The organism is Saccharothrix sp. NRRL B-16314, from assembly GCF_000716595.1.
Lineage (GTDB): Bacteria > Actinomycetota > Actinomycetes > Mycobacteriales > Pseudonocardiaceae > Actinosynnema.
The window spans coordinates 490,246-514,453 of the sequence record NZ_JNXC01000003.1 but is presented as its reverse complement, the minus strand read 5'-3'; the positions used below and the strand labels follow the sequence as shown (position 1 = coordinate 514,453).

Annotated in this window: 18 protein-coding genes; 5 read left to right on the top strand and 13 right to left on the bottom strand. The window is 71.4% G+C overall.

Translation table 11 applies throughout. The features are described from left to right. Nucleotides 1-23: 23 nt before the first annotated feature. From OQ02_RS09470 to OQ02_RS09455, 4 genes are all read right to left on the bottom strand, one after another. The gene (locus OQ02_RS09470) at nt 24-536 is read right to left on the bottom strand and encodes a hypothetical protein (RefSeq protein ID WP_231499939.1); all 513 of its coding nucleotides are present in this window, start codon (nt 534-536) and stop codon (nt 24-26) included. 77 nt (nt 537-613) lie between these two features. Next, nucleotides 614-3,976: a phosphodiester glycosidase family protein gene (locus tag OQ02_RS09465; RefSeq protein WP_033437850.1), complete on the bottom strand. Its 3,363-nt coding sequence runs from the start codon at nt 3,974-3,976 to the stop codon at nt 614-616. Between the two features lie 110 nt (nt 3,977-4,086). Beyond that, nucleotides 4,087-5,079 (bottom strand): AraC family transcriptional regulator, encoded by a 993-nt coding sequence (locus OQ02_RS09460; RefSeq protein WP_033437849.1) that lies wholly within the window; start codon nt 5,077-5,079, stop codon nt 4,087-4,089. Between the two features lie 226 nt (nt 5,080-5,305). Next, complete coding sequence (locus tag OQ02_RS09455) at nt 5,306-5,872, bottom strand: DM13 domain-containing protein (protein ID WP_033437848.1); 567 nt, start codon at nt 5,870-5,872, stop codon at nt 5,306-5,308. A gap of 118 nt (nt 5,873-5,990) precedes the next feature. Between OQ02_RS09455 and OQ02_RS09450 the strand changes: the two genes are divergently transcribed. The 5 genes from OQ02_RS09450 (at nt 5,991) to OQ02_RS09430 (ending at nt 9,813) form a co-directional block, all read left to right on the top strand. Then, nucleotides 5,991-6,386: a hypothetical protein gene (locus OQ02_RS09450; RefSeq protein ID WP_033437847.1), complete on the top strand. Its 396-nt coding sequence runs from the start codon at nt 5,991-5,993 to the stop codon at nt 6,384-6,386. 259 nt (nt 6,387-6,645) lie between these two features. Next, on the top strand, nt 6,646-7,032 hold the full coding sequence (locus OQ02_RS09445; protein WP_033437846.1) for a hypothetical protein: 387 nt from the start codon (nt 6,646-6,648) through the stop codon (nt 7,030-7,032). 109 nt (nt 7,033-7,141) lie between these two features. Further along, nucleotides 7,142-8,260 (top strand): GNAT family N-acetyltransferase, encoded by a 1,119-nt coding sequence (locus tag OQ02_RS09440; RefSeq protein ID WP_033437845.1) that lies wholly within the window; start codon nt 7,142-7,144, stop codon nt 8,258-8,260. 37 nt (nt 8,261-8,297) lie between these two features. Continuing rightward, nucleotides 8,298-9,329, top strand: a complete 1,032-nt coding sequence (locus OQ02_RS09435) for a LacI family DNA-binding transcriptional regulator (protein ID WP_081915499.1) — start codon at nt 8,298-8,300, stop codon at nt 9,327-9,329. A 58-nt stretch (nt 9,330-9,387) separates the two neighbouring features. Beyond that, on the top strand, nt 9,388-9,813 hold the full coding sequence (locus OQ02_RS09430) for a PPOX class F420-dependent oxidoreductase (protein WP_033437844.1): 426 nt from the start codon (nt 9,388-9,390) through the stop codon (nt 9,811-9,813). A 48-nt stretch (nt 9,814-9,861) separates the two neighbouring features. Here OQ02_RS09430 and OQ02_RS09425 read toward each other — a convergent pair whose 3' ends face one another. The 9 genes from OQ02_RS09425 to OQ02_RS09385 form a co-directional block, all read right to left on the bottom strand. Further along, nucleotides 9,862-11,280, bottom strand: coding sequence for a GH1 family beta-glucosidase (locus OQ02_RS09425; protein ID WP_051772068.1), 1,419 nt, complete (start codon nt 11,278-11,280; stop codon nt 9,862-9,864). 8 nt (nt 11,281-11,288) lie between these two features. Then, the gene (locus tag OQ02_RS09420; RefSeq protein WP_033437843.1) at nt 11,289-12,122 is read right to left on the bottom strand and encodes a carbohydrate ABC transporter permease; all 834 of its coding nucleotides are present in this window, start codon (nt 12,120-12,122) and stop codon (nt 11,289-11,291) included. A gap of 7 nt (nt 12,123-12,129) precedes the next feature. After that, complete coding sequence (locus OQ02_RS09415; protein WP_051772103.1) at nt 12,130-13,044, bottom strand: carbohydrate ABC transporter permease; 915 nt, start codon at nt 13,042-13,044, stop codon at nt 12,130-12,132. 65 nt (nt 13,045-13,109) lie between these two features. Further along, nucleotides 13,110-14,390 carry an ABC transporter substrate-binding protein gene (locus tag OQ02_RS09410; RefSeq protein ID WP_033437842.1) on the bottom strand — a complete coding sequence of 427 codons (1,281 nt, stop codon included), beginning with the start codon at nt 14,388-14,390 and terminating at the stop codon, nt 13,110-13,112. A gap of 380 nt (nt 14,391-14,770) precedes the next feature. Beyond that, nucleotides 14,771-17,281: an ABC transporter permease gene (locus tag OQ02_RS09405; RefSeq protein WP_033437841.1), complete on the bottom strand. Its 2,511-nt coding sequence runs from the start codon at nt 17,279-17,281 to the stop codon at nt 14,771-14,773. Between the two features lie 4 nt (nt 17,282-17,285). Further along, the gene (locus tag OQ02_RS09400; protein ID WP_051772067.1) at nt 17,286-18,038 is read right to left on the bottom strand and encodes an ABC transporter ATP-binding protein; all 753 of its coding nucleotides are present in this window, start codon (nt 18,036-18,038) and stop codon (nt 17,286-17,288) included. A 344-nt stretch (nt 18,039-18,382) separates the two neighbouring features. Beyond that, nucleotides 18,383-21,364: a helix-turn-helix transcriptional regulator gene (locus OQ02_RS09395; protein WP_033437840.1), complete on the bottom strand. Its 2,982-nt coding sequence runs from the start codon at nt 21,362-21,364 to the stop codon at nt 18,383-18,385. An 11-nt stretch (nt 21,365-21,375) separates the two neighbouring features. Beyond that, complete coding sequence (locus tag OQ02_RS09390; RefSeq protein WP_033437839.1) at nt 21,376-21,564, bottom strand: hypothetical protein; 189 nt, start codon at nt 21,562-21,564, stop codon at nt 21,376-21,378. Nucleotides 21,565-21,744: 180 nt separating this feature from the next. Next, nucleotides 21,745-24,081: a chitinase C-terminal domain-containing protein gene (locus OQ02_RS09385; protein WP_033438029.1), complete on the bottom strand. Its 2,337-nt coding sequence runs from the start codon at nt 24,079-24,081 to the stop codon at nt 21,745-21,747. Nucleotides 24,082-24,208: the final 127 nt, after the last annotated feature.

Sequence of the window (24,208 nt, the reverse complement as noted above, 5' to 3'; positions counted from 1 at the left end):
CTCACGGGACGTGAACGTAGGACTCACGGGATCAAGGGGTCGTAGGGCTCGTCTTCGGGGGTGAAGACGAGGACGAAGTCCTTGCCGGGGCCGGTGGCCACCTCGTGGAGGCGGGTCAGGACTTCGGCTTCGGTCGGGAGGGTCAAGCCCAGGGCCGCGGCTGCACGGTCACGGCGGGCGATCAGGTCGGGGATGTCCTGCACGTACTCGACGGCCATCGCGGCGCTCTCCTCCGCGGTGAACGTCGGGCAGTCCCGCCACCACGGCGCGACCAGCAGGAGCCGCAGCAGCTCCGGCAGGCCGATCGCGATCAGCGACGCGCGTCCCTCGGAGTCCGCGTACAGGATCGGACGTTCCTCGCCGCCGTCACCGCAGAAGAAGTACGTACCTCCGGCTCCCTCGCCCGCGAAGCCCTCCAAAGCCGCGCCGGACGCGAGGTGGACCTCCTCGCCGTGGTCCGCACGATCGAGTTCGAAGTCGCCCGGCCAGTTCAAGAACCGGGCGACCTCGTCGTCTTCGGCGATGACCGTGAGCATCGATCGCACGCTCAACCTCCCTGAGTGTTGAACTCAGGATGCCTGAACGTAGGACTCACGGGTTCTGAACGTAGGACTCACGCGGCGGGTTGGGATTTGGTGGGTAGGGCGGTGGTGATGTCGGTGCGTTGGGTCACGCCGTTGACGGCCAGTGCCAGCATCACCTGACCGGGGCGCAACGCCGTGAACGCGCCGGTGGCGGGGTCCAGCCACGCCACGTGCCACGGCCGCACGCCGGACTCCGGGCCGATGTGGAGGCCCGGCGAACCGGACCAGTCCGCCGACACCGGGTAGGCCACCGGAACCTGGCGCGAACCCTGCGTGATCGCGGCGGTCACGACGGTCGGGCTGCCGATCCGCACGGTGGACGGCACGGTCAGCGCCAGGGCGTCCACGTGCGGGCGGATCTCGGCGGCCAGCCAGTCGTCACCCGACGAACGGGGGTCGACGCCGAGCATCGTCCAGCCGGTGAACCCACCGCGCCCGGCCTCACCCGCGGGCCCCTTGCCCGAGTTGCCGTTGATCAGGTACGGCACCCCGTCCACCCGCGACGCGTGGAACAGGCCGACGTGCGCCCCGATGAACGCCGCGCCCTTGCCGGTCGTGCGCCGGAAGTCGCCCAGCCAGTCCTCGACCACGTCGGCTTCCATCCGGTCGGTCAACTGGCTGCCCTTGGTCGGCGTCGGGTCACGCGGCGGGTGGTGCTCCATCACCACGACCGAGTGCACGGCGGAGTGGTCGCGCAACGCGTCCCGCAGCATCACGGCCTGGTCGAACCCGCCGCCGCGCAACGTCCCGGTGGACGAGTCCAGCAGCACGAACCGCGTGCCCTTGTGGTCGAACACCCGGTTCGTCGCGCCGAACTCGCGCCGGAAGTTCTCGATCGTGCCCGGACCCATGATCTCGTGGTTGCCCGGCACGTAGTACCAGGGCAGCTCGTCGCCCAGCTCCTCCGTCAGCACCTGGCGCGCCAGTGCCAGGTCGGCGGGTGAGGCCTCGTCCACGAAGTCGCCGTTCACGACCAGGAAGTCGGGCCGCTGCGCCTTGATCTCGCGCAACGTGCGCCGCGCCGCCCGCACCAGCTCGCTGTCGGGGTTGCGCGCCACGAACTGCGCGTCGGACATCACCGCGAACCGCCACGGCCGGTCGGCCACCGTGCCGTCCTGCACGACGAACCGGTCGGCCGGCTCCGAGACGACCGGCAGCTCCACCGCGGGCGGCACCTTGACCACGATGTCGTCCACGATCACCTCACCGCTGTACTGCCGGTCCGCCTTGGTCTCGATCGTGTAGAACCTGTTCACCCGCAAGGGGAACGCGAGTCCGGACGGCACCGGCACCTCCAGGTACCGCCACCCCGTCCACGTGATGTACGGCCCGTAGAGCGAGCGGCTGATCCCCGACGAGTCCGTGACGGTGAACGCGGTCCACTCGCCGCGACCGTGCCCGTACACCCACGCGCCCAGCGCCAGCGGCTGGCCGGTGACCTCGATCGGCTGCGGCGGGATGGCGTACGCGGTCCGGGTGCCGGTGGACTTGGAGAAGTCGTACGTCATCCGCAGCCCCGCGCCGGTGTGCCCCTCGGCCACCGGCATCACCGCGCCGGACGCACGCGCCGTGCCGAACTTCCACGCCGCGCCGTCGTCGAACCCGGCGATCAGCCGCTCCTCCAGCCCCACGGTCACCGGCACGCGCACCACGTGCTCGCCCACGCGGGCCACGACCGTCGTCGCACCGGGCTGCAACGCCGTGATCCGCAGGTCACCGTTGGCACCGGCTGCGATGTCGACCACCGACCGGTCGTACTCCAGCGCCAGGTCAGCGGGCTCGACCGGCGCGGTGAACCCGTCGCCGTCACGCCCGACCACGCCGAACCCGCCGACGCCGCCCACCTCAGGCAGGCTCAGCCGGCTGGTGGTCGCGGACAGCCCGGCCAACGCGCCCAGCACGGTCAGCTCCACCTGGCCGGACGCCTCACCGCGCTGCGCCTTGGCCGTCGTCGTGCCCGGACGCAGGGCGTGGAACACGCCGTCCTCGTCCACCTTGCCCACGTCCGCGCGGGCCGTGTGCCACCGGTGCGCGTCGTCGAGGACCGGGCCGTACGTCTCGTCGTGCCCGTCGGCCACCAGCCGCCGGGTGAGCCCCGGGAACACCCGCTCGGGGTGACCGCCCGGCACGGTGTCCGCACCCGGCGCCCGGCGCGCGTCGATCGCCGTCCGCACCCAGAACCCGGTGAGCGAGCCGCTGCCCTCCGGCGCGTACAGCGCGAACCCGTTGGGCACCAACCGCTCGCCGCCGTCGGACGGCGTGTTCTCCACTGCCACAGCCTCGGCGCCGGGCATCCGCGCCACCAGCGTGGACGAACCGCCGCCGTCGAGGTTGAGCGCGTTGTGGGCGCCCATCTCCAGCAGGATCGAGGCGACGTCCTTGAGGTTCAGTCCGAGCATGAACGCGCCTTGGCGGCCGTCCACGGTCAGCATGTACATCTTCTTGCCGTCCGCCGAGAACCCGACGGCGGTGCGCGGGTGCAGCGGGTCGTCGGGCGCGACCACCACGCCGTCCTTGACCAGCAACTGGTTCCCGCCGATCGCGGCGCGCAACGAGCTGCCGTCGTCGGCCTTCGTGGTGTGCTCCACGGCGATCCGCTGCCCGACCGCGAGCGTGGCCAGCGCGTCGGCGCCCGCCTCCCGCCCGACGAGCACGAAACCGTCCGCGGGGATCGGGTCGGCGCCCGCCTGACCACGCCGTTCGGTCACCACGCCCGCACGCACCACGACCTCGGTCACGCGTGACGCGCCCTGCACCGCCCGCGCCCGGCTGTAAGAACCCCAGATCGGGTCGAACACACCGACGCCACCGGACTGGATGGCGGCGCTGTTGAGCTGGTCGAGCCGGATCGAGGTGCCGTCCTCGCGGGTGATCTTCCCGTCGAAGAACACCTCCATCACCCGGCCGACGCCGGCCGCGTCGAGGCCGACCGCGCGGCGGTGCCCGGCGGCGGGCGACTTCACCGCGCGGCCGTCCTGGACGCCGACGCCCTGCGGCGCGTTGGAGTTGTTGATGTCGAAGAAGTCGCCGTTGACGGCGGCGACCGCGCGGGTCCGGTCGGCCTGCGCGGACAGCGGCTCGGCGGCGGCGACCGTGCCGGGGTACAGGTAGTCGACCTTGGTGCCCGCGGTCAGGTCGACGGTGAGCGCGTCACCGCGGATCCAGCCTCCCGCGCCGCCCGGCTCGTACCAGTCGAACGAGTCGAGGGAGACGCCCGGCGCGACGGGGCGGGTGGTGCGCGCGGTCTCGATGCGGCGTGCGGGGTCGACGGCGGGCGCGACCGCCACACCGGGCAGGTCGACGACGGGGGCGGGCTCGGCGTGCGCCGCGGGCGTCGCCAGGGCGAGCACCAGCACCGCGGCCAGGGCGGAGGAGCGAGGGCGTGGGACCACGGGGACTCCCGCAAGGTGGGTGAGAAATTACGCGATATCAGTCCACCGTGTTGGAAGTTCTCCGTACACGGCCGTTCGGACGCAGTTGGCAGCCCGATCGGCCGCCGGCGTCAGCTTGCAGGCCCACCCCGGTACGTTCCAGGACTGCTGCCCGTCCACCTCTTGAACGCTCGGTGAAATGCGCTCGCCTCGGAGAAACCCAGTCGCAGGGCCAGCTCCTCCACCGACTCGCCGCCGCGCACCAGGCTCGCCACCGCCTGGTCCCGCAGGAGCTGCTCCCGCACCTCGCGGAACGACGTGCCCTCGGCGGCGAGCTTCCGCCGCAACGTCGGCGCGCTCACCCCGAGCCGCGCGGCAGCGCTCTCCAGCCCCACCACACCGCCGGCCAGCATCCGCCGCACCTGGCTGGACGCGTCCGCGCCGTAGTCGCGCCGGGACAGCAGCTCGGCGGGCGAGTTGCGCAGGAACCGGCGCAACGCGGACTCGTCCTGCACCACCGGCATCCGCAGGAACCGCACGTCGAACGTCAACGTCGTCTCCGGCGCCGAGAACCGCAGGGGCGCGCCGAAGATCAAGTGGTACTCCGCGCCGTGCGCCGGCTCTGGGTACGCCAGGTCGACTCCGCGCAGCGGGATGCGGCGGCCGATCAGCCACGACGAGAACCGGTGCCACAGCACCAGCAGCGACTCGACCAGGAACCGGTCCGGGTCGTCCACGCCCGCCGCGGACAGCGTGAACGTGGCGACGCCGTCCCGCTCGGACAACGCCATCGCCGGCCGGACGTCGAACAGGTCGTAGAACGCGAGGCCGCGCCGCAACGCGTCACCCAGAGACGGGCAGTGCACGGCGAGCAGGCACATGGTCGGGAACGTCCCGCGCTTGCTCGGCTGCGGCCCCAGGCCCATGAACTCGTCGTCCAGCACTTCCCACAGCGTCTGGATGAGCTTCGTGTACTGGGCGGGGGTGACCCGGGCCCGTTCGTCCGCCAGCAGGGCCTCGCCGATGCCCGCCGACGTGAGCAGCCCGGCGATGTCGTGACCACGCCGTTCGGCGCCGCGCAGTGCCGCGGTGACGTAGTGGATGGCGATGGTCCGGGTGAGCATCACTCACAGTGTCGCATCAGAGCCGTGAGCGGCGGCGCGGTGAGGGGAGAGAAGGTCCCGCGCCGCCGCCACGGTGGCCCACCCCAGTGAGCCGGCGCCTCGACGGTGGGGCATCCGCCCGCCCATCGTCGAGGGACGTCGTGGTCCGATAACCTTATGTGGTCTAGACCAGATACGTCAATACGGCGAAAAGCACCCGCCAATTGAGATTTGTTCCAGCGCTGTGTCAGGCGTGTTCCAACGGCGCCACTCCGAAACCCTCGGAAAACCTTTCGCACCAGATCACGACGCTGCGAACGGCCGTCAGGTCGATGCCGGCGGGCACCTCGTAGACCTGGTTGCCGCGATTCGCCTTCAGTTTTCCCAGGTTCGTGAAACCGGAGTCGAACGCCGCCTCGGGCGAGTCCGCGGGCTTGTCCGAGAGGTAAACGTGGAGATCCGGACCGTCGGTCGTGTCCAGCGCCTCGAACTGGACGGCGAGCTTGCCGTCGGGCGTCCGGACCAGGGTCGCGCTGCCGCTCGTGGTGTAGTCGAGCGAGCGGAACGGCCCGGTGGCCAGCGCTACCGGGCCGGTCGGCGCCGCCGACGTCGTGGTGACGGGTGCCGCCGACGTCGTGGCGGGTGCGGACGCGCTCGAACCCGCCGCTGCGGTCGTCGTGGGCACCGGCACCAGCAACGCCTCGTCGGCGGTCCGGTCGGTGACCAACCGCCACGGCTGGAACAGGTACAGCCCCACCGCCAGGGCGACCACCAGCACACCGGCCACCCCGACCACCACTACCCGCTTGGACATCGCACGCCTTCCGAAGTCGTCTTGTACCGGCAACTCTGGCGAATCGCGGGCCGCGCGTGGGGCGAAACGGGGTTACGAAGTTCTGACGCCTGCCCGCCGGCGTTGTTAGGGTCGCCGGGTGGGTGAACGGGCCGGGCTGGCGATCGTGTGCGCGCTCATGGTGGGCTGCGCCGCGTTCGGGCCGTTCCCGCACCCCGTGCCGCTGCTGTTCGCGGTAGCCGCCGTCGGCGCGGCCAACGCCGCGTTCCCGCTGATGCGCACGTTCGGCTCCGCGCTGCTCGGAGGGGTCGCCGCGACGAGCGTCGGACTGGCCTCCGTGCCGTTCGTGACCTGCTCGTCGGAGACGTTCACGGAAGTGTTCACCTGCACAGGTGACGCACCTACGTGGCACATGACCGGGGCGGTGCTGGCGGCCGGGCTGTCCGGGGCCGCCCTGGTCCTGGCCCGCGTGCTGGGAACAGCGGTGTTGGAACGGCGGCTGGCGGCGGTGGAACACCGGGAAGAACGCGGTTGAGGGACGCCCGTCGGGGGGTACAGATCGCGGGAATGGCCTTTCCCGGCACTCACGGTAGAAGGGATGGCGGCCGGGCTCGGCCCCGCTGACGCCGGGTGCGCCGGTGACCGTCACCGTCCGGCGGCTCCGCTCGTTGTCCCGGCGACATGGAAGGTCGCGCGCCCACGAGGTGGACCGGTGGGCGACGTGGAACAGCCCGGTGGGCGGTAGTGTTCGGCTCGCCGTCGCGCCACGAGTACGTTCTGTTAGGAGGATCGCTGTGCGGGTGCTGTGGGCCACGTGCGGCCTGGCCGTCGCGGCGTCGGCGCTGACCGGTGTTCTCATCGGGGTGGTCCTCGACGGGGTGAACGACGACGAGCAGGCCGACACCCCGGCTTCGACCTGGATCACCGGTAGACCGTCGACCAGCTACACCAGCGGCTCGAGTTCGACGACGACCGTCGGGACCACGGAGGCCGGGCCTCCGGCGGCCAGCCCGAGCGCCGCGGTCAAGACCACCACGACGACGCAGCCTCCCCCGGCGCCACCGCCACCGCCGGTGACCACCGAGGCCCCGCCGGTGACGACCACCACGACGCAGACCCGGGACAGCGAGTGGCCGTGCAGCCCGCTCAACCTGTTCCCGCCGCCGCACTGCAACACCTGACGCGCGGCGGCCGAACGCACAGGCCCGGCTCCCGGTCGGACCGGCGCCCTCAACGGAGCCGAAACCTCAGCGTCCCCGCGCGGCAACGTCGGGCGAGCAGCCTGGGCCCATGGACACCACACCGAAGACCTGGCGGCTGCGCGTCGAGCTGGACGACAGTCCCGGCGCGCTGGCGCGGGTCACCATCCGGCTCGCGGACCAGGACTGCAACGTGCTGTCGCTGTCCGTGATACCGGTGCCGGGCGGCGTCCTCGACGAGCTCGTGGTGCGGGCCGGGCCGGGCCTGCTGCCCGCGGACCTGGTGGCGGCGGTGCGCGCCGAGGGCGGCCGGTGCGTCGGCATCACCGCCGCGGACGTGCGCGACCTGGTCGACGCCCCGACGGCGGCGTTGCGCGCGGCCGGTCACGCCATGCGCGATCCCGGCGCCGTGTGCGACGCGCTGCGGGCCGTCCTGGCCGCCGACTCCGTGTCCTTCCTGCCCGACGCCGCGGCGGACGACCGCGAGGTCGAGGCGACCGGTCCGTCCGCCGAGCTGCGGCACTCCAACACCGCGCGGCTGGTCACGAAGAACGGGGTGGTGGTCCTGGCGCGGCGGGGCTGGTCGCCGTTCACGCAGGTCGAGCTGGCGCGCGGGCAGGCGTTGGTCGACCTGCTGTCCGACGAGGGCGTGGCGATGCCGCGGTCGACGGCGCTGCTGACCGACGACGGCATGGCGGTCGTGCTGCGGCCGGGCCGTGCCGGCGACGAGGAAGCCGTGGCCCGACTGCACTCCCGCTGCTCGATGGGCACCCTGTTCAACCGCTACCACGCGGGCGTGCGGACGGTGCCGCGGCGCTGGCTGCACCGGCTGCTCAGCCCGCCGCGCGGCACGACCGTGGTGGCGCAGTGCGCGGACCGGGTGATCGCGATGGGGCAGCTCATCCCGATGGCCTCCCCGCACAGCGCCGAGGTGTCGTTGCTGGTGGAGGACGGGTGGCAGGGCCGCGGCGTGGGCACCGGGCTGCTCGGCGCGCTGGCCCGCGCGGCCGGTGCGGACGGGCGCCGCGAGCTGGTCGGCTGGTGCCTGCCGGCCGAGACCGGTCTGCTCCGCACGGCGGCCAGGGCAGGGCTGCCGACGTCGGTCCGCCGGGAGGACGGGCTGCTGCGGGTGTCGATCACTCCGGACCGCACCCGGATCCCCGGTCCGGGTCTCCTTGAGAGCGCTTCCCGCCCGATCGCCTCCGGCTAAGCTGGTTACGTACGGCGATCGTCGAGGAGTGGTGCTCGTGTCCGTTTCATCGCACTCAGGAGCCCGGCCCACGCTGGAGGACGTAGCGGCGAAGGCTGGCGTTTCCCGTGCGACGGCGTCGCGGGTGCTCAACGCGTCCCCCAGGGTGAGCCCGGAGGCGCACGAAGCGGTGACGGCGGCGGTGATGGAGCTGGGCTACCAGCCGAACCAGGCCGCGCGGGCACTGGTGACCCGGCGTTCCGGCGCGGTGGCGGTGGTGTTCTCCGAGCCCGAGCCGAAGATCTTCGACGACCCGCACTTCGCGTGGCTGATCCGTTCGGCGGCGCGGTCGTTGGCCGACGCGGACGTGCAGATGGTGCTGATGCTGGTGCACTCGCCGCAGGACAAGGCGCGGGCCGAGCGGTTCATGGCCGGCGGGCACGTGGACGGCGCGTTGATGTTCGCGCCGCACAAGGGTGACCAGCTGCCGACGGTGGCCCGCAAGCTGCCGCTGCCCGTGGTGTACGCGGGGCGGCCGTGGGGTTCGCTGCGCGGCCTGCACACCGTCGACCACGACAACGAGGGCGGCGGGCTGCTGGCCACCGAGCACCTGATGTCGTTGGGGCGCAAGAAGATCGTGTCGGTGACGGGTCCGCTGGACGAGCACTCGGCGATGGACCGGCTGGCCGGGTGGCGGTCGGCGGTCGGCGCGGACGACGAGCTGACCGCGTTCCTGACCGAGGACGGCGGCTTCTCGCGCGAGGGCGGCCGGCGGGCGATGGAGAAGCTGCTCGCCCGGGTGCCCGACCTCGACGCGGCGTTCGTGGCGTCCGACCACATGGCCGCGGGCGCGCTGGACGCGTTGCGCGAGGCCGGGAAGCGGGTGCCGGAGGACGTCGCCGTGGTCGGTTTCGACGACCACCCGATGATCGCGCCGCACACCACCCCGTCGTTGACCAGCGTGCAGCAGGACACGAGCGCGCAGGTCAGGCACATGGTGACCCACCTGCTCCGCCTCCTGCGCGGCGAGAACATCCGGGCCCGGCGCGAGGTGCTGCCGACGGTCCTGATCCGCCGCGAGTCCGCGTAGCGCCGGAAGCGCGGGAGACGCCGGAATACCCGGCGGCAAGTGCCGGGTTGTCCGTGGCATGACGAACGCGCAGTTCGACCCGCACGACTTGTTGGCGCAGAGCCGGCTCGGGGTGCTGGCGACGATCAAGTCGGACGGCCGCCCCCAGTTGTCCCCGGTGCAGCCGTCGTACGACCGGGCCGCCGGGGTGATCCGGGTGTCGACGACCGAGCGGACCGCCAAGGTGGCCAACCTGCGCCGCGACCCGCGGGCCTCGTTGGAGGTGACCCGCGAGGACGGCATGGCGTGGGCGACCGCCGAGGGCGTCGTCACGCTGGTCGGTCCGGGGACGGACCCGCACGGCCCGGAGGTCGATGCGCTGGTGGACTACTACCGCGCCGCGGCTGGCGAGCACCCGGACTGGGACGAGTACCGGTCGGTCATGGTGTCCGATCGCCGGGTGCTGATCACGTTGGCGGTCGAGCACGTGTACGACAGTCGGTGAAGGTCGGGGGCTGCCCCAGCGGCACCAGGCAGCCCCCGGGCTCCGGGGTCAGGTCACGTCGTAGCCGGTGGCGGGAACGGCGTTGGCGCCGATCACCCCGGCCAGCGTGCGACCGCTCCGCTTCACCGTGCGCACCTGCGTGTCGTAATCGACGTGCACGATGCCGAACCGCTGGCTGTAGCCCTCGGCCCACTCGAAGTTGTCCAGCAGCGACCACGCGAAGTACCCGCGCACGTCCACCCCTGCGGCGATGGCCCGGTGCACCGCCCGCAGGTGGTCGACCAGGTACCTGGTCCGCGCCTCGTCCACCACTTCCCCGTCCTCGACCACGTCGGGGAACGCGGAGCCGTTCTCGGTGATCACCAGCGGCACGTCGACGTCGCGCCCGAGCCGTTCCAGCAGCTCGGTCAGGCCGCGCGCGTCGATCTCCCAGCCGAACCCGGTCACGTCACCGCGCGCGGGCAGGAACTCGACGCCGCGCAGGCCCGGGAACGGCCCGCCGGTCACCACCTCGGGATCGGCGGCGACGGCGACGCGGGTCGGGCTGTAGTAGTTCACGCCCATCCAGTCGATCGGCGTCGCGATCACGTCGAGGTCGCCGTCCCGCACGACCTCCGTCCAGTCACCCAGCCACGCGGTGTCCTCGATGACGTCCTGCGGGTAGCCGCGGCCCGCCAGCGGGTCGAGGAAGAGCCGGTTCTGCAGGCCGTCGACCTTGCGCACCGCCTCCTGGGACTCGTCGTCCTCCACCATCGTCGCGCAGAAGTTCAGCACGATGGAGAACCGGTGGTCGGCCGGCGCCTGCACGCTCATCGCCTGCACCGCCAGGCCGTGCCCGAGCAGCAGGTGGTGCGCCGCCTCCAGCGACGCCTTCAGGTCCACCACCCCCGGCGCGTGGATGCCGGTCGCGTACCCGAGGAACGCCGAGCACCAGGGCTCGTTCAACGTGGTCCACAGCTGCACCCGGTCGCCGAGGTGCTCGTGCGTCAACGCCGCGTACTCGGCGAACCGGTAGGCGGTGTCGCGGTTGCGCCACCCGCCGCCGTCCTCCAGCGCCTGCGGCAGGTCCCAGTGGTAGAGCGTGGCCACCGGCTGGATCCCGCGCCCCAGCAGCTCGTCCACCAACCGGTCGTAGAACGCCAGTCCCCTGGGCTCCACCCGGCCCGCACCCACCGGCTGGATCCGCGGCCACGCCAGCGAGAACCGGTAGGCGCCCAGCCCCAGCTCGGCCATCAGGCCGACGTCCGAGGCGTACCGGCGGTAGTGGTCGCACGCCGGGTCGCCGGTGTCACCGCCCACCACCGCACCGGGTTTCGCCGCGAACGTGTCCCAAATGGACGGTCCGCGACCGTCCGCCGTGGTCGAACCCTCGATCTGGAAGGACGCCGTCGCCGAGCCCCACAGGAAATCCGGTGGGAAGCGCAGCACGTCCTGTCCGACCTCGGTGTCCGGGTCGGTTGTCGTCATCCGAAAGTTCACCCCTTCACAGCGCCCTGCATGATCCCACCGACGATCTGTCGGGCCAGCAGGATGAAGATCCCGACCACCGGCAGCACCGCGAGCGACGCGCCGGAGAGCATGAGCGAGTAGTCCGTGTAATAGCCGCTGGCCAGCGTCGACAACGCCACCTGGACCGTGGGGCTGTCGTTGGGATCCAGCACGATCAGCGGCCAGAAGAAGTCGTTCCACGCCGTCATGAACGTGAACATGCCCATCACCGCCGCCTGTGGCCGCACTGCCGGGAAGGCCACGTGCCAGAACGTCTTCAGCACCGAGCAGCCGTCCACCCGGGCCGCCTCGATCAGCTCGTACGGCACGGACTCCTCGCAGGCCTGCCGCATCCAGAACACCGAGAACGCGCCGATCAGCGCGGGCACGATCACCGCCTGGAGCGTGCCGTACCAGTCGAGGTCGGACATCAGCATGTACAGCGGGATGACGCCGAGCTGCGTCGGGACCATGGACGTGCCGACCACGATCAGGAACAGCGAGTTGCCGCCGCGGAACCGCAGCCGGGCGAACGCGAACCCGGCCAGCGTACCGAGCACGACGTTGCTGAGCGCCACCGTGCCCGCGACCACCAGCGAGTTCTGCATCGCGAGCCAGAAGTCGACGGTGTCGAACATCCTGGCCAGGTTGTCGAAGAGGTTCCCGCCGGGTACCAGCGACGGCACCGCCTCGCCCAGCGCCGAGTTGTCCTTGCTGGCGATCAGGAACGAGTAGTACAGCGGGAACACCGAGGCGAGCAGGACCACCACCAGCAGCGCGTAGGCGACCGGGCCGGAGCGCGTGAGTCGTTTCGAGCTCATCCGCGCCTCACCCCTTCGACGCGATGCGCCGCGCCACCGTGAAGTTCACGACCGCGACCACCAGGATCAGCAGGAACAGCACCCACGCGATGGCCGACGAGTAGCCCGCGTCGAACAACCGGAACCCCTTCTCGTACAGGTACATCACCAGGGTCTGGAACTGCCGGTCGTCGCCGCCGGTGCCGGTGGCCGTGCCGCCCGGGTCGAACAGCTGCGGCTCGACGAACAGCTGCATGCCGCCGATGGTCGACACGATGACCGTGAACAGGATCGTCGGCCGGATGCTGGGAACCGTGATCGACCAGAACACCCGCCAGCGGGACGCCCCGTCGAGCATCGCCGACTCGTACATGTCCCTGGGCACCGACTGCATCGCGGCCAGGTAGATCAGCGCGTTGTAGCCGGTCCACCGCCACATCACCATCGAGCTGATGGCCAGGTGGGAGGCCCACGTCTCGGCCCGCCAGTCCACCGGGTCGATGCCGACGAAGCCCAGCAGGGCGTTGACGATGCCGAAGTCGCGGCCGAACAGCTGCGCGAACACCAGCGCGACCGCGGCCACCGAGATCACGTTCGGCAGCAGCACGCCCGCCCGCCAGAACGCCCGGCCGCGCAGGCCGCGGTCCAACAGGGCGGCCAGGCCGAGGGCGGCGAACAGCTGCGGCACGGTGGACAGCAGGAACAGGCTGACCGTGTTGCCCAGCGCGTTCCAGAAGTTCTTGTCGGACAGCAGTTCGGCGTAGTTGTCCAGGCCGGTGAAGCCCTGGTCGCCGTCGATGAGCTGCCACTCGTGCAGCGACACCCACGCGGTGAACAGCAGCGGGTAGAGGCCGAAGATCCCGAACACCACGAAGAACGGCGCGATGATCAGGTACGGCGTGTACCTGGTGTCCAGCCGACCGAGCTTGTCCCGCCACGACAGGCGCTGCGCCGGCGGCGGGACGGGCGTGGTGCCCCGTCCCGCCGCGGCCCGTTCGGGTGCGACCGTCACTTGACGGCGTCCCGCGCTTCCTGGAGGGCCTGGGCGAAGGCGTCCGCTGTGGACTGCTTGCCGGTCTCCACGCGGGACAGGGCGTTGCCGAAGACCGGCGTGACCTTGGAGTCCTTGGTGCCGCGGTAGGTGGGCTTCAGGTTCTCCGCCGAGTTGCCGAAGATCTGGCCGACCGGGGCCTTGTTGAAGTACTCGTTGGTCGTCGCGGTGACCTCGGGGTCCTTGTACGCGGCGGGCTCGCTGGGCAGGTTGCCGGTCTCCTTGAAGATCCGCTTCTGCTGCTCGGGCGCGGTCAGCCACTTGGCCAGCTCGTAGGCTTCCTTGGGGTGCTTGCCCTGCTTGGGCACGGCGAGGAACGAACCGCCCCAGTTGCCGCCGCCACCGGGCGCCGCGGCCACGTCCCACTTGCCCGCGGCCTCGTCGCCCGCACCGGCCTTGATCAGCGCGAGCGCCCACGCCGGGCAGGTGGTGGTGGCGAAGGACGCCTGCTTGAGCGCCACGTTCCAGTCCTGGCTGAACGGCGCCAGCGCGCCGGTCTGCTTGCGCTCGCCCAGCGTGGCCGCGAGCGTGAAGGCCTGCTTCACCTTCTCGTTCTTGTCACCGATGAACGAGTCGTCGGCCTTGGCGAAGTAGCCCTCCTCGGTCTGGTCGAGGATCGCCTTGTAGACGTTCTGGGCGGTGTCGACGAACTTCACGCCGGGCGTCTTCTGCGAGAAGGTCTCGGCGACCGCGAGGTAGTCGTCCCAGGTCGGCCACAGCTTGCCGACGGACTCGCGGTCGGCGGGCAGGCCGGCGGCCTCGAACAGGTCGCGGCGGTAGCAGAGCGCGAGGCTGCCCATGTCCGTGCCGAGGCCCAGCACGAAGTCGCCGTCGTCGGTGGTGCCCTGGTTCCACTTCCAGGCGGCCCACTGGCTCTCGAGGTCCTTGGCGCCGTGGTCCGCCAGGTTGACGAACTTGTCCTTGGACTGGCGGAACTGCGCGATGTTGCCTTCCTCGATCGCCACGATGTCCGCCGCGCCCCGGCCGCCCGCGAGCTGCGTCGCGAGCTGCGTGTGGTGCTGCTCCATCTTGACCGTGCGCTGCTCGATCTCGATGTCCGGGTGGGACGCCTGGTACTCCTTGATCAGGTTGGCGTATCCGAAGTCGGAGAACACGCCGATCGACAGCTTGACCTTGCCGTCGCCCGCGTCACTTCCACCGCCACAGGCGGCCACCAGGGTCGCGGCCACGGCGACCGCGGTGATCGCCGTCGTCCGGCCGACCAGAGTCCTGCTCATCCGTCCTCCTCGACGCACTCGCCGGTTTCCGACCCGGCTTCATGAGAGCGCTCTCACAGTCGTGAGGACGGTCGGTGCTGTCAACCCGGGAAGTACCGGTCGACACCGTTCCGCAACATTCTGAAGCGCTCTTGTGCGCCGAACGTGACCGTCGCGATCACAACGAGTGAGCGGTCCCGGTGGCCAGGAAGGGCCGGATCGAGGCGGGATCGAGGCGGGATGGCCCGGCCCTCGCCCGGGCCATCCCGCACCCTGTTAGAGGCGATTCGCGCTCGGACGTGACGCGTGCTCGCAAGAAATCCTGTGACTCGCGTCGCACTGGCGGCGTGCGCCCCGGTAGCCCGTTCCCCTCCCCGAAGAGGAACGGGCCACCAGGGGTTTCACGCCTCGGCCATCCCCGCGACGACCGAGGTCCGGGCGGCACGCCGGGCGGGCAGCGCGGCGGCCACGACGGCCGCGACGACGGCGCCGGCGAGCATCACGCCGATCTGCCCGAACGGCACGATCAGGTCGACCGAGATCGTGTCGGTGGACAGCGCCTCCGTGATCACCCAGCCGAAGCCGATGCCGAGCAGCAGGCCGATCGCCGCGCCCATCAACGCCATCAGCACCGACTCGATCACCAGCATCAGCCGCAACTGGCCGCGGGTCAGGCCGAGCGCCCGGAGCAGCGCCGACTCGCGCGTCCGCTCCAACACCGACAGCGTCAGCGTGTTGGCGATGCCGAACAACGCGATCAGCACGGCCAGCCCGATGAGCGCCCAGATGAACGTCAGCACCTGGTTGAGCTGCTGGTTCAGCTGCTCCTTCGTCTCCGCGGCGCTGTCCAGCAGGGCCAGCGGCGACGGGTCGGTGACCCGTTCCACCGCCGCGCGCCCGTTCGCGACGCCGTCCTTGAGCTTCACCAGGATGCTGTCGTAACCCTCGGCGGCCTGCGGGAAGCGCTGCGACGTCTCCATCGTCATGACGCCGTCGGACAGCCGCTGCCCTTCGATCACCGCGACGACCTTCAGCTGCTGCTCCTCGCCCTTCTCCGGCCGGATCGTCAGCATGGAGCCCACCGACACGTTCCGCCGCTTGACGTAGTCGGCGTTCACCGCCACCGTGCCGTCGACCAGGTCGGCGAGCGAACCGCTGGTGACCGTCGGCCGGAACAGGTCGCCGATCGCGTCGCGCGGGATGCCGGTGAGGTACTCGCGCTCGCCGTAGACCACGGTGGTCGGCGCGACCTTCGCCACCTCCGGCACGGCGGCCAGCTGCGTGGCCAGCTCCTTGGGCAGCGGCCGGTCGTACACCGAGGACGTCACCGTGTAGTCGGCGGGCATCCGCTCGTCGATCTGGGCGTTGGCGGTCTCCTTGGCGCTGTTGGCGACCACGGTCACCAGCGCCACGATGGTCACGCCGATCATCAGCGCGGCGGTCGTCGCGGCGGTGCGCTTGGGGTTGCGGCCGGCGTTCGCCGAGGCCAGCTTGGCGGGCACGCCGAACAGCGCCCGCGGCAGCACGCCGAGCACCCGGTTGACCGGGCCGACCAGCAGCGGGCCGAGCACGAGCACCGCGGCCAGCAGCGCCATCGTGCCGGCGCCGCTGACGACCATGGCCGCGTCCTCGTCGTCCATGCTCATGCCGAACACGACCGCGCCGACGCCGATCACCGTGAACAGCACGGCGGTCAGCGCGCGCACCACGCCGGTGCGGGCGACCTCCTCGCCGCTGTCGGGCTGGCTGCGCAGCGCGGCCACCGGCGCGACCCTCGTCGCCTTGCGGGCCGGCAGCACCGCGGCGAGCACCGTCACCAGCGTGCCGACGGCGAACGCGGCGAGCACCGTCGTCACCGACACCGGCAGGTACACCACACCCTCGCCGGCGCCGCCGAACGAGAGGATCACCCGTTGCAGCAGCGCGGACACGCCGATCCCGCCGAACAGGCCGATCACCGAGGCGGTCAGGCCCATCACCAGCGCTTCCGCCAGCACGCCGCGGAACACCTGGCCGCGGCTCGCGCCGACGCAGCGCATCAGGGCCAGCTCGCGGGTGCGCTGGGCGACCAGGATGGTGAACGTGTTGTAGATGACCATGGCCGCGACGACGAGCGCGATCAGCGCGAACGCCAGCAGGAGCGCGGTGAACTCGCCGGACTGCGACTCGACCCGTGCCAGCGTCTCCTGGGTCAGCTCCTCGCCGCTCTGGACGGTGAAGGCCTTGGCGTCGATGGCCTTGCGGACGTTGTCCACGACCTGCTGCTGGGTGAACCCGGCCGCGGCGGTGGCGACCACCTGGTACGGCGGGCGTTCCGGCTCCAACGCCTGGAACGCCTCGGGCGTCAGGCCCACGTGGTCGTAGCCGGACAGCGACATCGTGTTCGTGCCCTGCTGGTACGTGCCGACGAGCGTGTAGGTGTGCCGCTTCTCCTCCTTGCCCAGCAGCACGACCGGCTGGCCGATGGTCAGCTTGGCGGTGGCGGCGGTGCGCTTGTCGACCGCGATCTCGTCCGCCGACGTCGGGTAGCGGCCGTCCGCGAGGTCGAACTCGCGCAGCTTCTCGTTGGTGGGGAGGGAAACCGCCCAAGCGGGCTTCGCCTTGCCGTTGGCCGTGAGCACCGGCACGGCCTGTGAGCCGCGCGGGTCGGCGCCCGCCACGCCCGGCGCCTGCCGGATCGCCGCGAGCGTTTCGGGGCTGATGCCGTCCACATCGGACGAGTCGCCGGACACGGTGACCGAGACGTCGACGTTCCGCGCGCCCTTGGCGAACTCGTCGCGCAGGCTCGCGTTCATGGCGTCGCCCAGCACGAGCGTGCCGGTCACGAAGGCGACGCCGAGGGCGATCGCCACCGAGGACAGGACGAGCCGCGCGGTGCGGGCGCGGAGGCCCGCGATGATCGTGCGCAGCATCAGGTCACGCCCCCAGGTGCTTGAGCGCGGACAGCACGGAGTCGGTGGTCGGGCTGTCGATCTCGCCGGCGGGCCTGCCGTCGGCGAGCAGCACCACGCGGTCGGCGTAGGAGGCGGCCACCGGGTCGTGCGTCACCATGATGACCGTCTGGCCGAGCTTGCGCACCGACATGCGCAGGAAGTCCAGCACCTCCGCGCCGGAGCGGGAGTCGAGGTTGCCGGTGGGCTCGTCGGCGAACACCACGTCGGGGCGGGCGACGAGGGCGCGGGCGCAGGCCACGCGCTGCTGCTGGCCGCCGGACAGCTCGCTGGGCTTGTGCTTGAGGCGGTCGCGGAGGCCGAGGACGTCCACGATCGTGTCGAACCACTCGCGGTCGGGCTTGCGGCCGGCGAGTTCGAGGCCGAGCAGGATGTTCGCCTCGGCGGTGAGCGTGGGCAGGAGGTTGAACGCCTGGAAGACGAACCCGACCCGGTCACGCCGCAGCTTGGTCAGATCCTTGTCGCCGAGCGCGGTGATCTCGGTGCCGCCGACGTGCACCTTGCCGCCGTCGACGTTGTCCAGCCCGGCCAGGCAGTGCATCAGGGTGGACTTGCCGGACCCGGACGGGCCCATGATGGCGGTGAACCGGCCTGCCTGGAAGGTGACGCTGACCCCGTCCAGCGCCCGGACGGCGGTGTCGCCCTTGCCGTACACCTTCACCAGGTCCTCGGCGGCTACAGCGGTGCGGGTCCCGACGTCGGACACCAGTGCGGACATGCTCCCTCATTCCCTAGCTCTCCCGGACGTGGAGAAAACTAGGCCGCAGCCGCGTGCCCGGTCGTCACGCCGACGGCGGAACCACCCGTCAACCGCCGGTATGACGTCCCGTAGTCCCCCGGTCTGACCCCGCCGTGAGTCCTACGTTCCGGCCCCGTGAGTCGTCCCTTCGGAACACCCGTGTCCTACGTTCAGAACCCCCGAGTTCAACGCTCAGAACAGGGTCGGCCGGCTCGGGCGGTTCTGAGCGTTGAACTCGGGGGACGCGAACGTAGGACTCACGCGTTCTGAACGTAGGACTCACGCGTCCTGAACGTAGGACTCACGCGACGGGAACGTAGGACTCACTGGTCGGGGAGGTCTAGGAGGCCGCGGTCGAAGGCGTTGGCCACGGCCTCGGCTCGGCGGCTGGCGCCCAGCTTGGACATGATCCGGCTCAGGTGGACGCTGACCGTCTTCTCCGAGATGTACAGCTCCTCGCCGACCTGCCGGTTGGTGCGGCCTTGGGCGACCAGCTCCAGCACCGAACGCTCACGAGGCGTGAACGGGTCGACCCGGTCACGCGGACCGACGTCGCGCAACGCCACCCGCGCCCGCCGCGCGACCAGGTCCAACGCCTCCCGCAACGGCGCCGCGCCCAGTTCGTCCGCCACCGCGCTCGCCGGCCGCAACTCCGCCGCCGCCTCGTCCCGCCGGTCCGCCCCCAGCAACGCCTCCGCCAGCCGCCACCGGCACACGGCCTGCTCGAACACCGCCCCGTACCCGAACCCGTCCACCACCCGCCGCCACAGCTCCGGGTCACCGGCACCGGTCAACCGCGACTCCTCGGCCGCCGCCCGCGCCAGCCAGGCCGTCCCCTCCGGCCCCAGCACACCCGTGCGCGGCGCGCCCATCTCCACCGTCGTGCGCGCGTACACCGCCATCTCCCGCCCCGCACGCACGGCTTCCGCCTCACCCGCGGCGTCCTTCCGCCGACGTGCCCGCGCGGCCAGCTCCACGTACCCCGCAACGCCCAGCGCGGCCAGCCGAATACCGGCGAGCATCCACTCGCCCTCCCGACGGGACCAGCTGATCGCGTCCGCGACCCGGTCCACCGCCAGCTCCGGCTGCCCCCGCCACAACGCCAGCTCCGCGCCGGTACCACCGGTGATCAACGCGATCTGCAGGTCGCGGTGCCAGTCCGCGCGCAGCTCCCGGATCATCCGCTCGGCCTGCTCGAACTCGCCCCGGCTCACCGCCACGTGCGTGCCCGCTGCCGCCAACCGCGCCGACACCGTGCTCGACACCCGCAGGCCGGGCGGTTCGGCAGCGGTCGCCGCGCCGTCCCACTCACCCCGGTAGTACCTGGTCAGCACCTGGAGGATGCGCAGCTCCAAGCCGAACGAGCTCCACGTCAGCCCGGTCGCCTTGGCCCGCGCCACGCCCTCGTCGAACACCCGGCCGGCCTCGTCCAGCTCACCGAGGTCGTAGTGGTGCAGGCCGAGGAAGTACCTGGCGCGCAGCTCGGTGCTGACCGACTTCGCCTCCATCGCGCACGCCACCGAAGCCGTCAGGTGCTCACGCGCCCGCGGCACGTCACCCTCGGGCTCGTCCAGCAGCCCCAACGTGGTCAACGCGTCCGCCACCGCCGACTCCGCGCCCGACGCACGCCCGTCCGCCACGGCCATCTCCGCGCGTTCACGGGCCTCGACGTACTTGCGGTCGTGCCGCAACGCCGCCGCCCACACCGCCAGCACCCACGCGCGCGCCGGGCTCGCGGGCCGGTCCCGGACCAGCCGCCACGCCTCCTCCACCGCGTGGTACTTCTCGTCCTCCGTGCCGTCGAGCACCTGCAACGCCTGCGCGAAGCGCCGCCACATGACGGCCGCGTCCTCCGGGTCCGACTCGTCCACCACGGTCGTGCCGGTCCGGGCGAACGCGATGGCGCGCTCCGGCTGTCCGGCCGTCCCCGCGGCCCACGACGCGCTCCGCAGCAGCTCCAGCTCGGTCAGCCCGGACGGCCGGTCACCGGCGGGCACCGCGGACCACAGCTTCAACGCCTGTTCCAGGTGCCGCAGCGACTCGGCGGGCGCACCGGCCGCCTGCGCCTCGTGCGACGCGTCCACCGACGCGGCCAGCGCACGGGCCAGGTCGTGCGACTCCATGCTGTGGTGGGCGAGCGCGGCGGCGGCACCACGGCCACCGGACGACGCGAGCCGGTCGGCGTACGCGGAGTGCAGCCGCGCGCGTTCGCCGGGCAGCAGGTCGAGGTAGACGGTCTCGCGCAACAACGCGTGCCGGAACGTGTACACCTCGTCGCCGTTGATCAGCAGCACGTGGTGCTGCACGGCCTCGCGCAGCGCGCCGTCCAGCGCCACGTCGTCGACGCCGGCCACGTCGCGCAGCAGGTCGTGGCGCACGGACCGCCCGCCGACCGACGCGACCCGCACCACGCGCTGGGCGTCCGGTGACAGGCGTTCGATCCGGGCGAGCAGCACTTCGGCGAGCGTCCACGGCACCCGGCCGTCGCTGCAGGTGGCGACCGCGATCAGCTCTTCGGCGAAGAACGGGTTGCCGTCCGAGCGCTCGGCGACCTCGAGCAGCACGTCGTCGGGCAGGTCGTCGGCCAGGGCGGCGACGAACGAGCGCGCGTCGATCGCGCTCAGCGGTGCCAGGTCGAGCCGCCGCACGGCGGGCAGCCGGACCAGCTCGTTGAGCAGGGGGCGCAGCGGGTGGCTGCGGTGCAGGTCGTCGGAGCGGTAGGTGCCGATGATCAGCAGCCGCTGCGAGCGCAGCCGGGAGAGCAGGAAGGACAGCAGGTAACGGGTGGAGGCGTCGGCCCAGTGCAGGTCCTCCAGCACCAGCAGCACCGGCCGCTGCTCGGCGAGTTCGCACAGCAGCCCGTACACCGCGTCGAACAGCTGGAGCTGGCCGACGTCCTGCTCGGGACGGCGGCCGACCAGGTGCGACGGGAGGCCGGACACGCCCGGGTTGCCGTCGTGGCCGGTCGGCAGCGCCAGGTCCGGCAGCAGCAGGCCGAGGGAGGGCCGGGCGGCCACGTCGAGCAGACCGGCGTCCCGCACCTGCCCCAACGCCTCGGTGAAGGGCAGGTACGGGAGGCCGGTCTCGCCGATGTCCAGGCAGCGGCCGGTGAGCACGAGCGCGTCACCCGCCGCCGCGGTCAGTTCGTCCACCACCCGCGTCTTGCCGACGCCCGCGTCACCGGAGAGCAGGATCGCGCCCGCCGTGCCGCGTGCGGCTTCGTCGAGGGCGGCGCGCAGCCTGGTCATCTCCCGGCTACGCGCCACCAACGGGATTCCGGAACCCAGACGTGCCACACCAGGCATGCTGTCACACCTCAGCCGGCGTCGCGGTGGCCGTTCACGTTCCCGGGAAGATCCGGTCCGGGACGGTGACCCAGCCGCCGCCACCAGGACGGCCTGGCCGGGCGCGACTGCATGCTGACCCGGTGGTGCGCGGCGTCCTGGTGCAGGGAGGCCTGCCGGTAGTCGATCTCCGCCTTCAGGCCCTCGGTCGTCCAGTCCATGACTTGCTCCTCGTGTCGGTCCGTCTTGCTGATGACACGAAGATTCGTCCTGAGGGGCCGGGGCGGGCATCCGTCGTTCACGTGGGTTACCGCGTTGGTCCCCTTACCCGCCGCCGTAAGGGACAGCAGACGGCGGGTAAGGGATGCCTCAGGTGGGCGTCAGCGCACTTCGGAGACCCCTCAGCAGGCCCCGAGGTCCCGCCAGACGCCCCACTCGCCGGTCGTGCCGGGCTCCTCGCCCTGCGTCCACCACTTGGCCTGCCAGCGCTTGGCGCGGTGGGAGACCTCGTTCCCGCCGTTGTAGACCTTGGCGCGGTCCCACGCGGGCACGGTGCAGCTCGGCTGGCTGGTCGTGGTCGTGGTAGTAGTGGTGGTGGTCGTCGTTGTCGTGGTCGGGCCTGTGCCGCCGCCACCGCGCGGGTGGTCGGAGGCGATGGCGTAGGACCGTCCACCGAAGGTGAGCTTGAAGTTCGACGGCGACGCGATCGGCAGCTGGTAGCTCAGCGCCACGTCGACCGACGCGCCGGGCGCAAGCGATTGCCACGTCGGCAGCGTCAGCTCGACGTGCTGGAAGTCGCCCTTCAGCCCGCCGACGTTGCCGCCCGAGTGGCCCTTGGCGGTCACCCGGAGCCCGAACCCGGACTGGTCGGACATGCTGCCCGGCGCGCTGGTGCCGTAGTCGAACTCGATCTTCGTGCCGCCGGGCAGGGTGGTGGTCGAGTTGTTGGTGATCCTCAGCTTCGGTGTGATCGGGTAGTTGCTGTCGCCGAGCGCGAACCCGGAGACGGTGGCGCTCACGTCCAGCACCTGGCTCGGCGGCGTCCCGGCGGCCTTGCCCGCGCCGTACGGCGCCGCGCCGCGCAGGCCGTCGTTGATCTTGGTGAGCAGGGTGTCGCCGACGGTGTACTGGCCCTTGGCGGCGTCGAAGCGGTAGTCGCCCGCCAGCTCCCAGATCATGATGCCGCCGATGCCCTTGTCCGCCACGTACTTCGCCTTGGCCGCGATCGACTGCTCGTCCTCGGTGGACAGGAACACCTTCTTGTCCGCGTTCCACAGCCACGGCGAGGTGAGCGTGCTGTCGTAGAACCGGTTGTACGCGCCGGTGACGCGGTCGGTCGGGTCGTTCACCGGGTCGAGGCCGTGCTGCGCCAGGTAGTCCGGCGTGATCTCGTTCTCCAGGTTCTTGGCGTGCCACATGGGGTTCACACCGGAGGGGACCTCCGCGCCGCCCGCGGTCGAGTCGTGCCACAGGTTGTCGATGCCGACCGCGCCGTTGCCGCACGGGGTGGTCGAGCCGACGTTCGAGCCGGTGCCGGCGGGGCACTTCGTCTGGTCGGGCAGCGCGGCGCGGCCCCACAGGCCGTTCGTGCCGCCGGTGACGCCCTGCCAGCCGCGGCTGTAGAACGGGACGCCGATGTTGATCCGGCCGGCCTGCATCGCGCCCCGGTAGTAGTGGTACGCCCAGTCGGTGTTCAGGTAGCCCATGCCCTCGTACTGCGGCGCGGTGTAGACGCCGCCCGCGGCCAGCTCGCCGTCCTTGCCGTCGTCGTAGAGCGCGGCGTTCGGGCCGACGAAGTGGTTCCACGAGCCGTGCAGGTCGTAGCTCATCACGTTCAGGTAGTCGAGGTAGCGGGTGACCTGGTAGGCCTCCTGGCCGCGCAACAGCCAGCCCGAGGCGGGGACGGCGGCGGTGAGCAGGTAGTGCTTGCCGTCCTGCTGCGAGGCGCGGTCCAGCTTCTCCCGCAGCGTCTTCATGATCTTCTCGTAGCCGGCCCACAGCGTGCCGCGGTTGGCGTTGGAGATCCAGAAGTCGTCCGGGTTGCCCGCGTGGTTGTTCGACGTGGCGTACTCGTAGTCGATGTCCACGCCGTTGAACCCGTAGGTCCGGATGAACTGCACGGCGGAGTCGGCGAACGCGTCCACAGTGGACTGCGGCTGCGCGCCGAGCTTGTAGAACCCGCCGGACGCGGTGCGCGAGCCGTCGGCGTTGAAGAAGCCCCCGGTCTCCGCCCAGCCGCCGACCGAGATCAGCGTCTTCACGTCCGGGTACTGCTTCTTGTACTTGTTGAGCAGGTTGAAGTGGCCCTTGTACGGCAGGGACGGGTCGAGCTCGACGCCCGGCCACGTCATGCCGGTGGACGCGTTGTCCGGGCCGTCCGGGCCGACCGAGACCCGGTTCTGCGCGTCGAGGTGCGCGAACGCGTAGTTGAGGTGCGTGACCTTGGTCCACGGGATGTCGGACGCCAGGTAGGCGGGCGAGCCGTTGCGGCCGGTGCGCCAGCTGGTGAAGTAGCCGATCACGCGGCGGGAGTGGTCGGCGCCCATCGACTCCCTGCCGTCGGTGTCGTAGACGGAGCAGTACGGCACCGCGACGCCGGGCGTCTGGTAAAGGCCGTCCGGTCGGCATTCCTCACCGGCGGCGGCACTGGACGTGGACGGGGACACGACGGCGACTACGAGGCCTGCCACCGTGGCGAGCATCGCCATCAGCGGCAACAACCTGGATCTCTGGGACACGACCGACTCCTCCTGCACGAGGCGGCGGCCACGACGCAGCCGATCGAACGTAAATAGGTCTAGACCTCATTGTCAATAGGTCCAGACCACTCGACCGATCAGGGACGTGCCGGTCCGGGTGTCGGGC

Coding starts and splice junctions, on each gene's coding strand:
- OQ02_RS09470 (WP_231499939.1), bottom strand. CDS start 536: ATGCTCACGGTCATCGCCGAAGACGACGAGGTCGCCCGGTTCTTGAAC.
- OQ02_RS09460 (WP_033437849.1), bottom strand. CDS start 5,079: ATGCTCACCCGGACCATCGCCATCCACTACGTCACCGCGGCACTGCGC.
- OQ02_RS09455 (WP_033437848.1), bottom strand. CDS start 5,872: ATGTCCAAGCGGGTAGTGGTGGTCGGGGTGGCCGGTGTGCTGGTGGTC.
- OQ02_RS09440 (WP_033437845.1), top strand. CDS start 7,142: ATGGACACCACACCGAAGACCTGGCGGCTGCGCGTCGAGCTGGACGAC.
- OQ02_RS09430 (WP_033437844.1), top strand. CDS start 9,388: ATGACGAACGCGCAGTTCGACCCGCACGACTTGTTGGCGCAGAGCCGG.
- OQ02_RS09425 (WP_051772068.1), bottom strand. CDS start 11,280: ATGACGACAACCGACCCGGACACCGAGGTCGGACAGGACGTGCTGCGC.
- OQ02_RS09420 (WP_033437843.1), bottom strand. CDS start 12,122: ATGAGCTCGAAACGACTCACGCGCTCCGGCCCGGTCGCCTACGCGCTG.
- OQ02_RS09410 (WP_033437842.1), bottom strand. CDS start 14,390: ATGAGCAGGACTCTGGTCGGCCGGACGACGGCGATCACCGCGGTCGCC.
- OQ02_RS09405 (WP_033437841.1), bottom strand. CDS start 17,281: ATGCTGCGCACGATCATCGCGGGCCTCCGCGCCCGCACCGCGCGGCTC.
- OQ02_RS09400 (WP_051772067.1), bottom strand. CDS start 18,038: ATGTCCGCACTGGTGTCCGACGTCGGGACCCGCACCGCTGTAGCCGCC.
- OQ02_RS09395 (WP_033437840.1), bottom strand. CDS start 21,364: ATGCCTGGTGTGGCACGTCTGGGTTCCGGAATCCCGTTGGTGGCGCGT.
- OQ02_RS09390 (WP_033437839.1), bottom strand. CDS start 21,564: ATGGACTGGACGACCGAGGGCCTGAAGGCGGAGATCGACTACCGGCAG.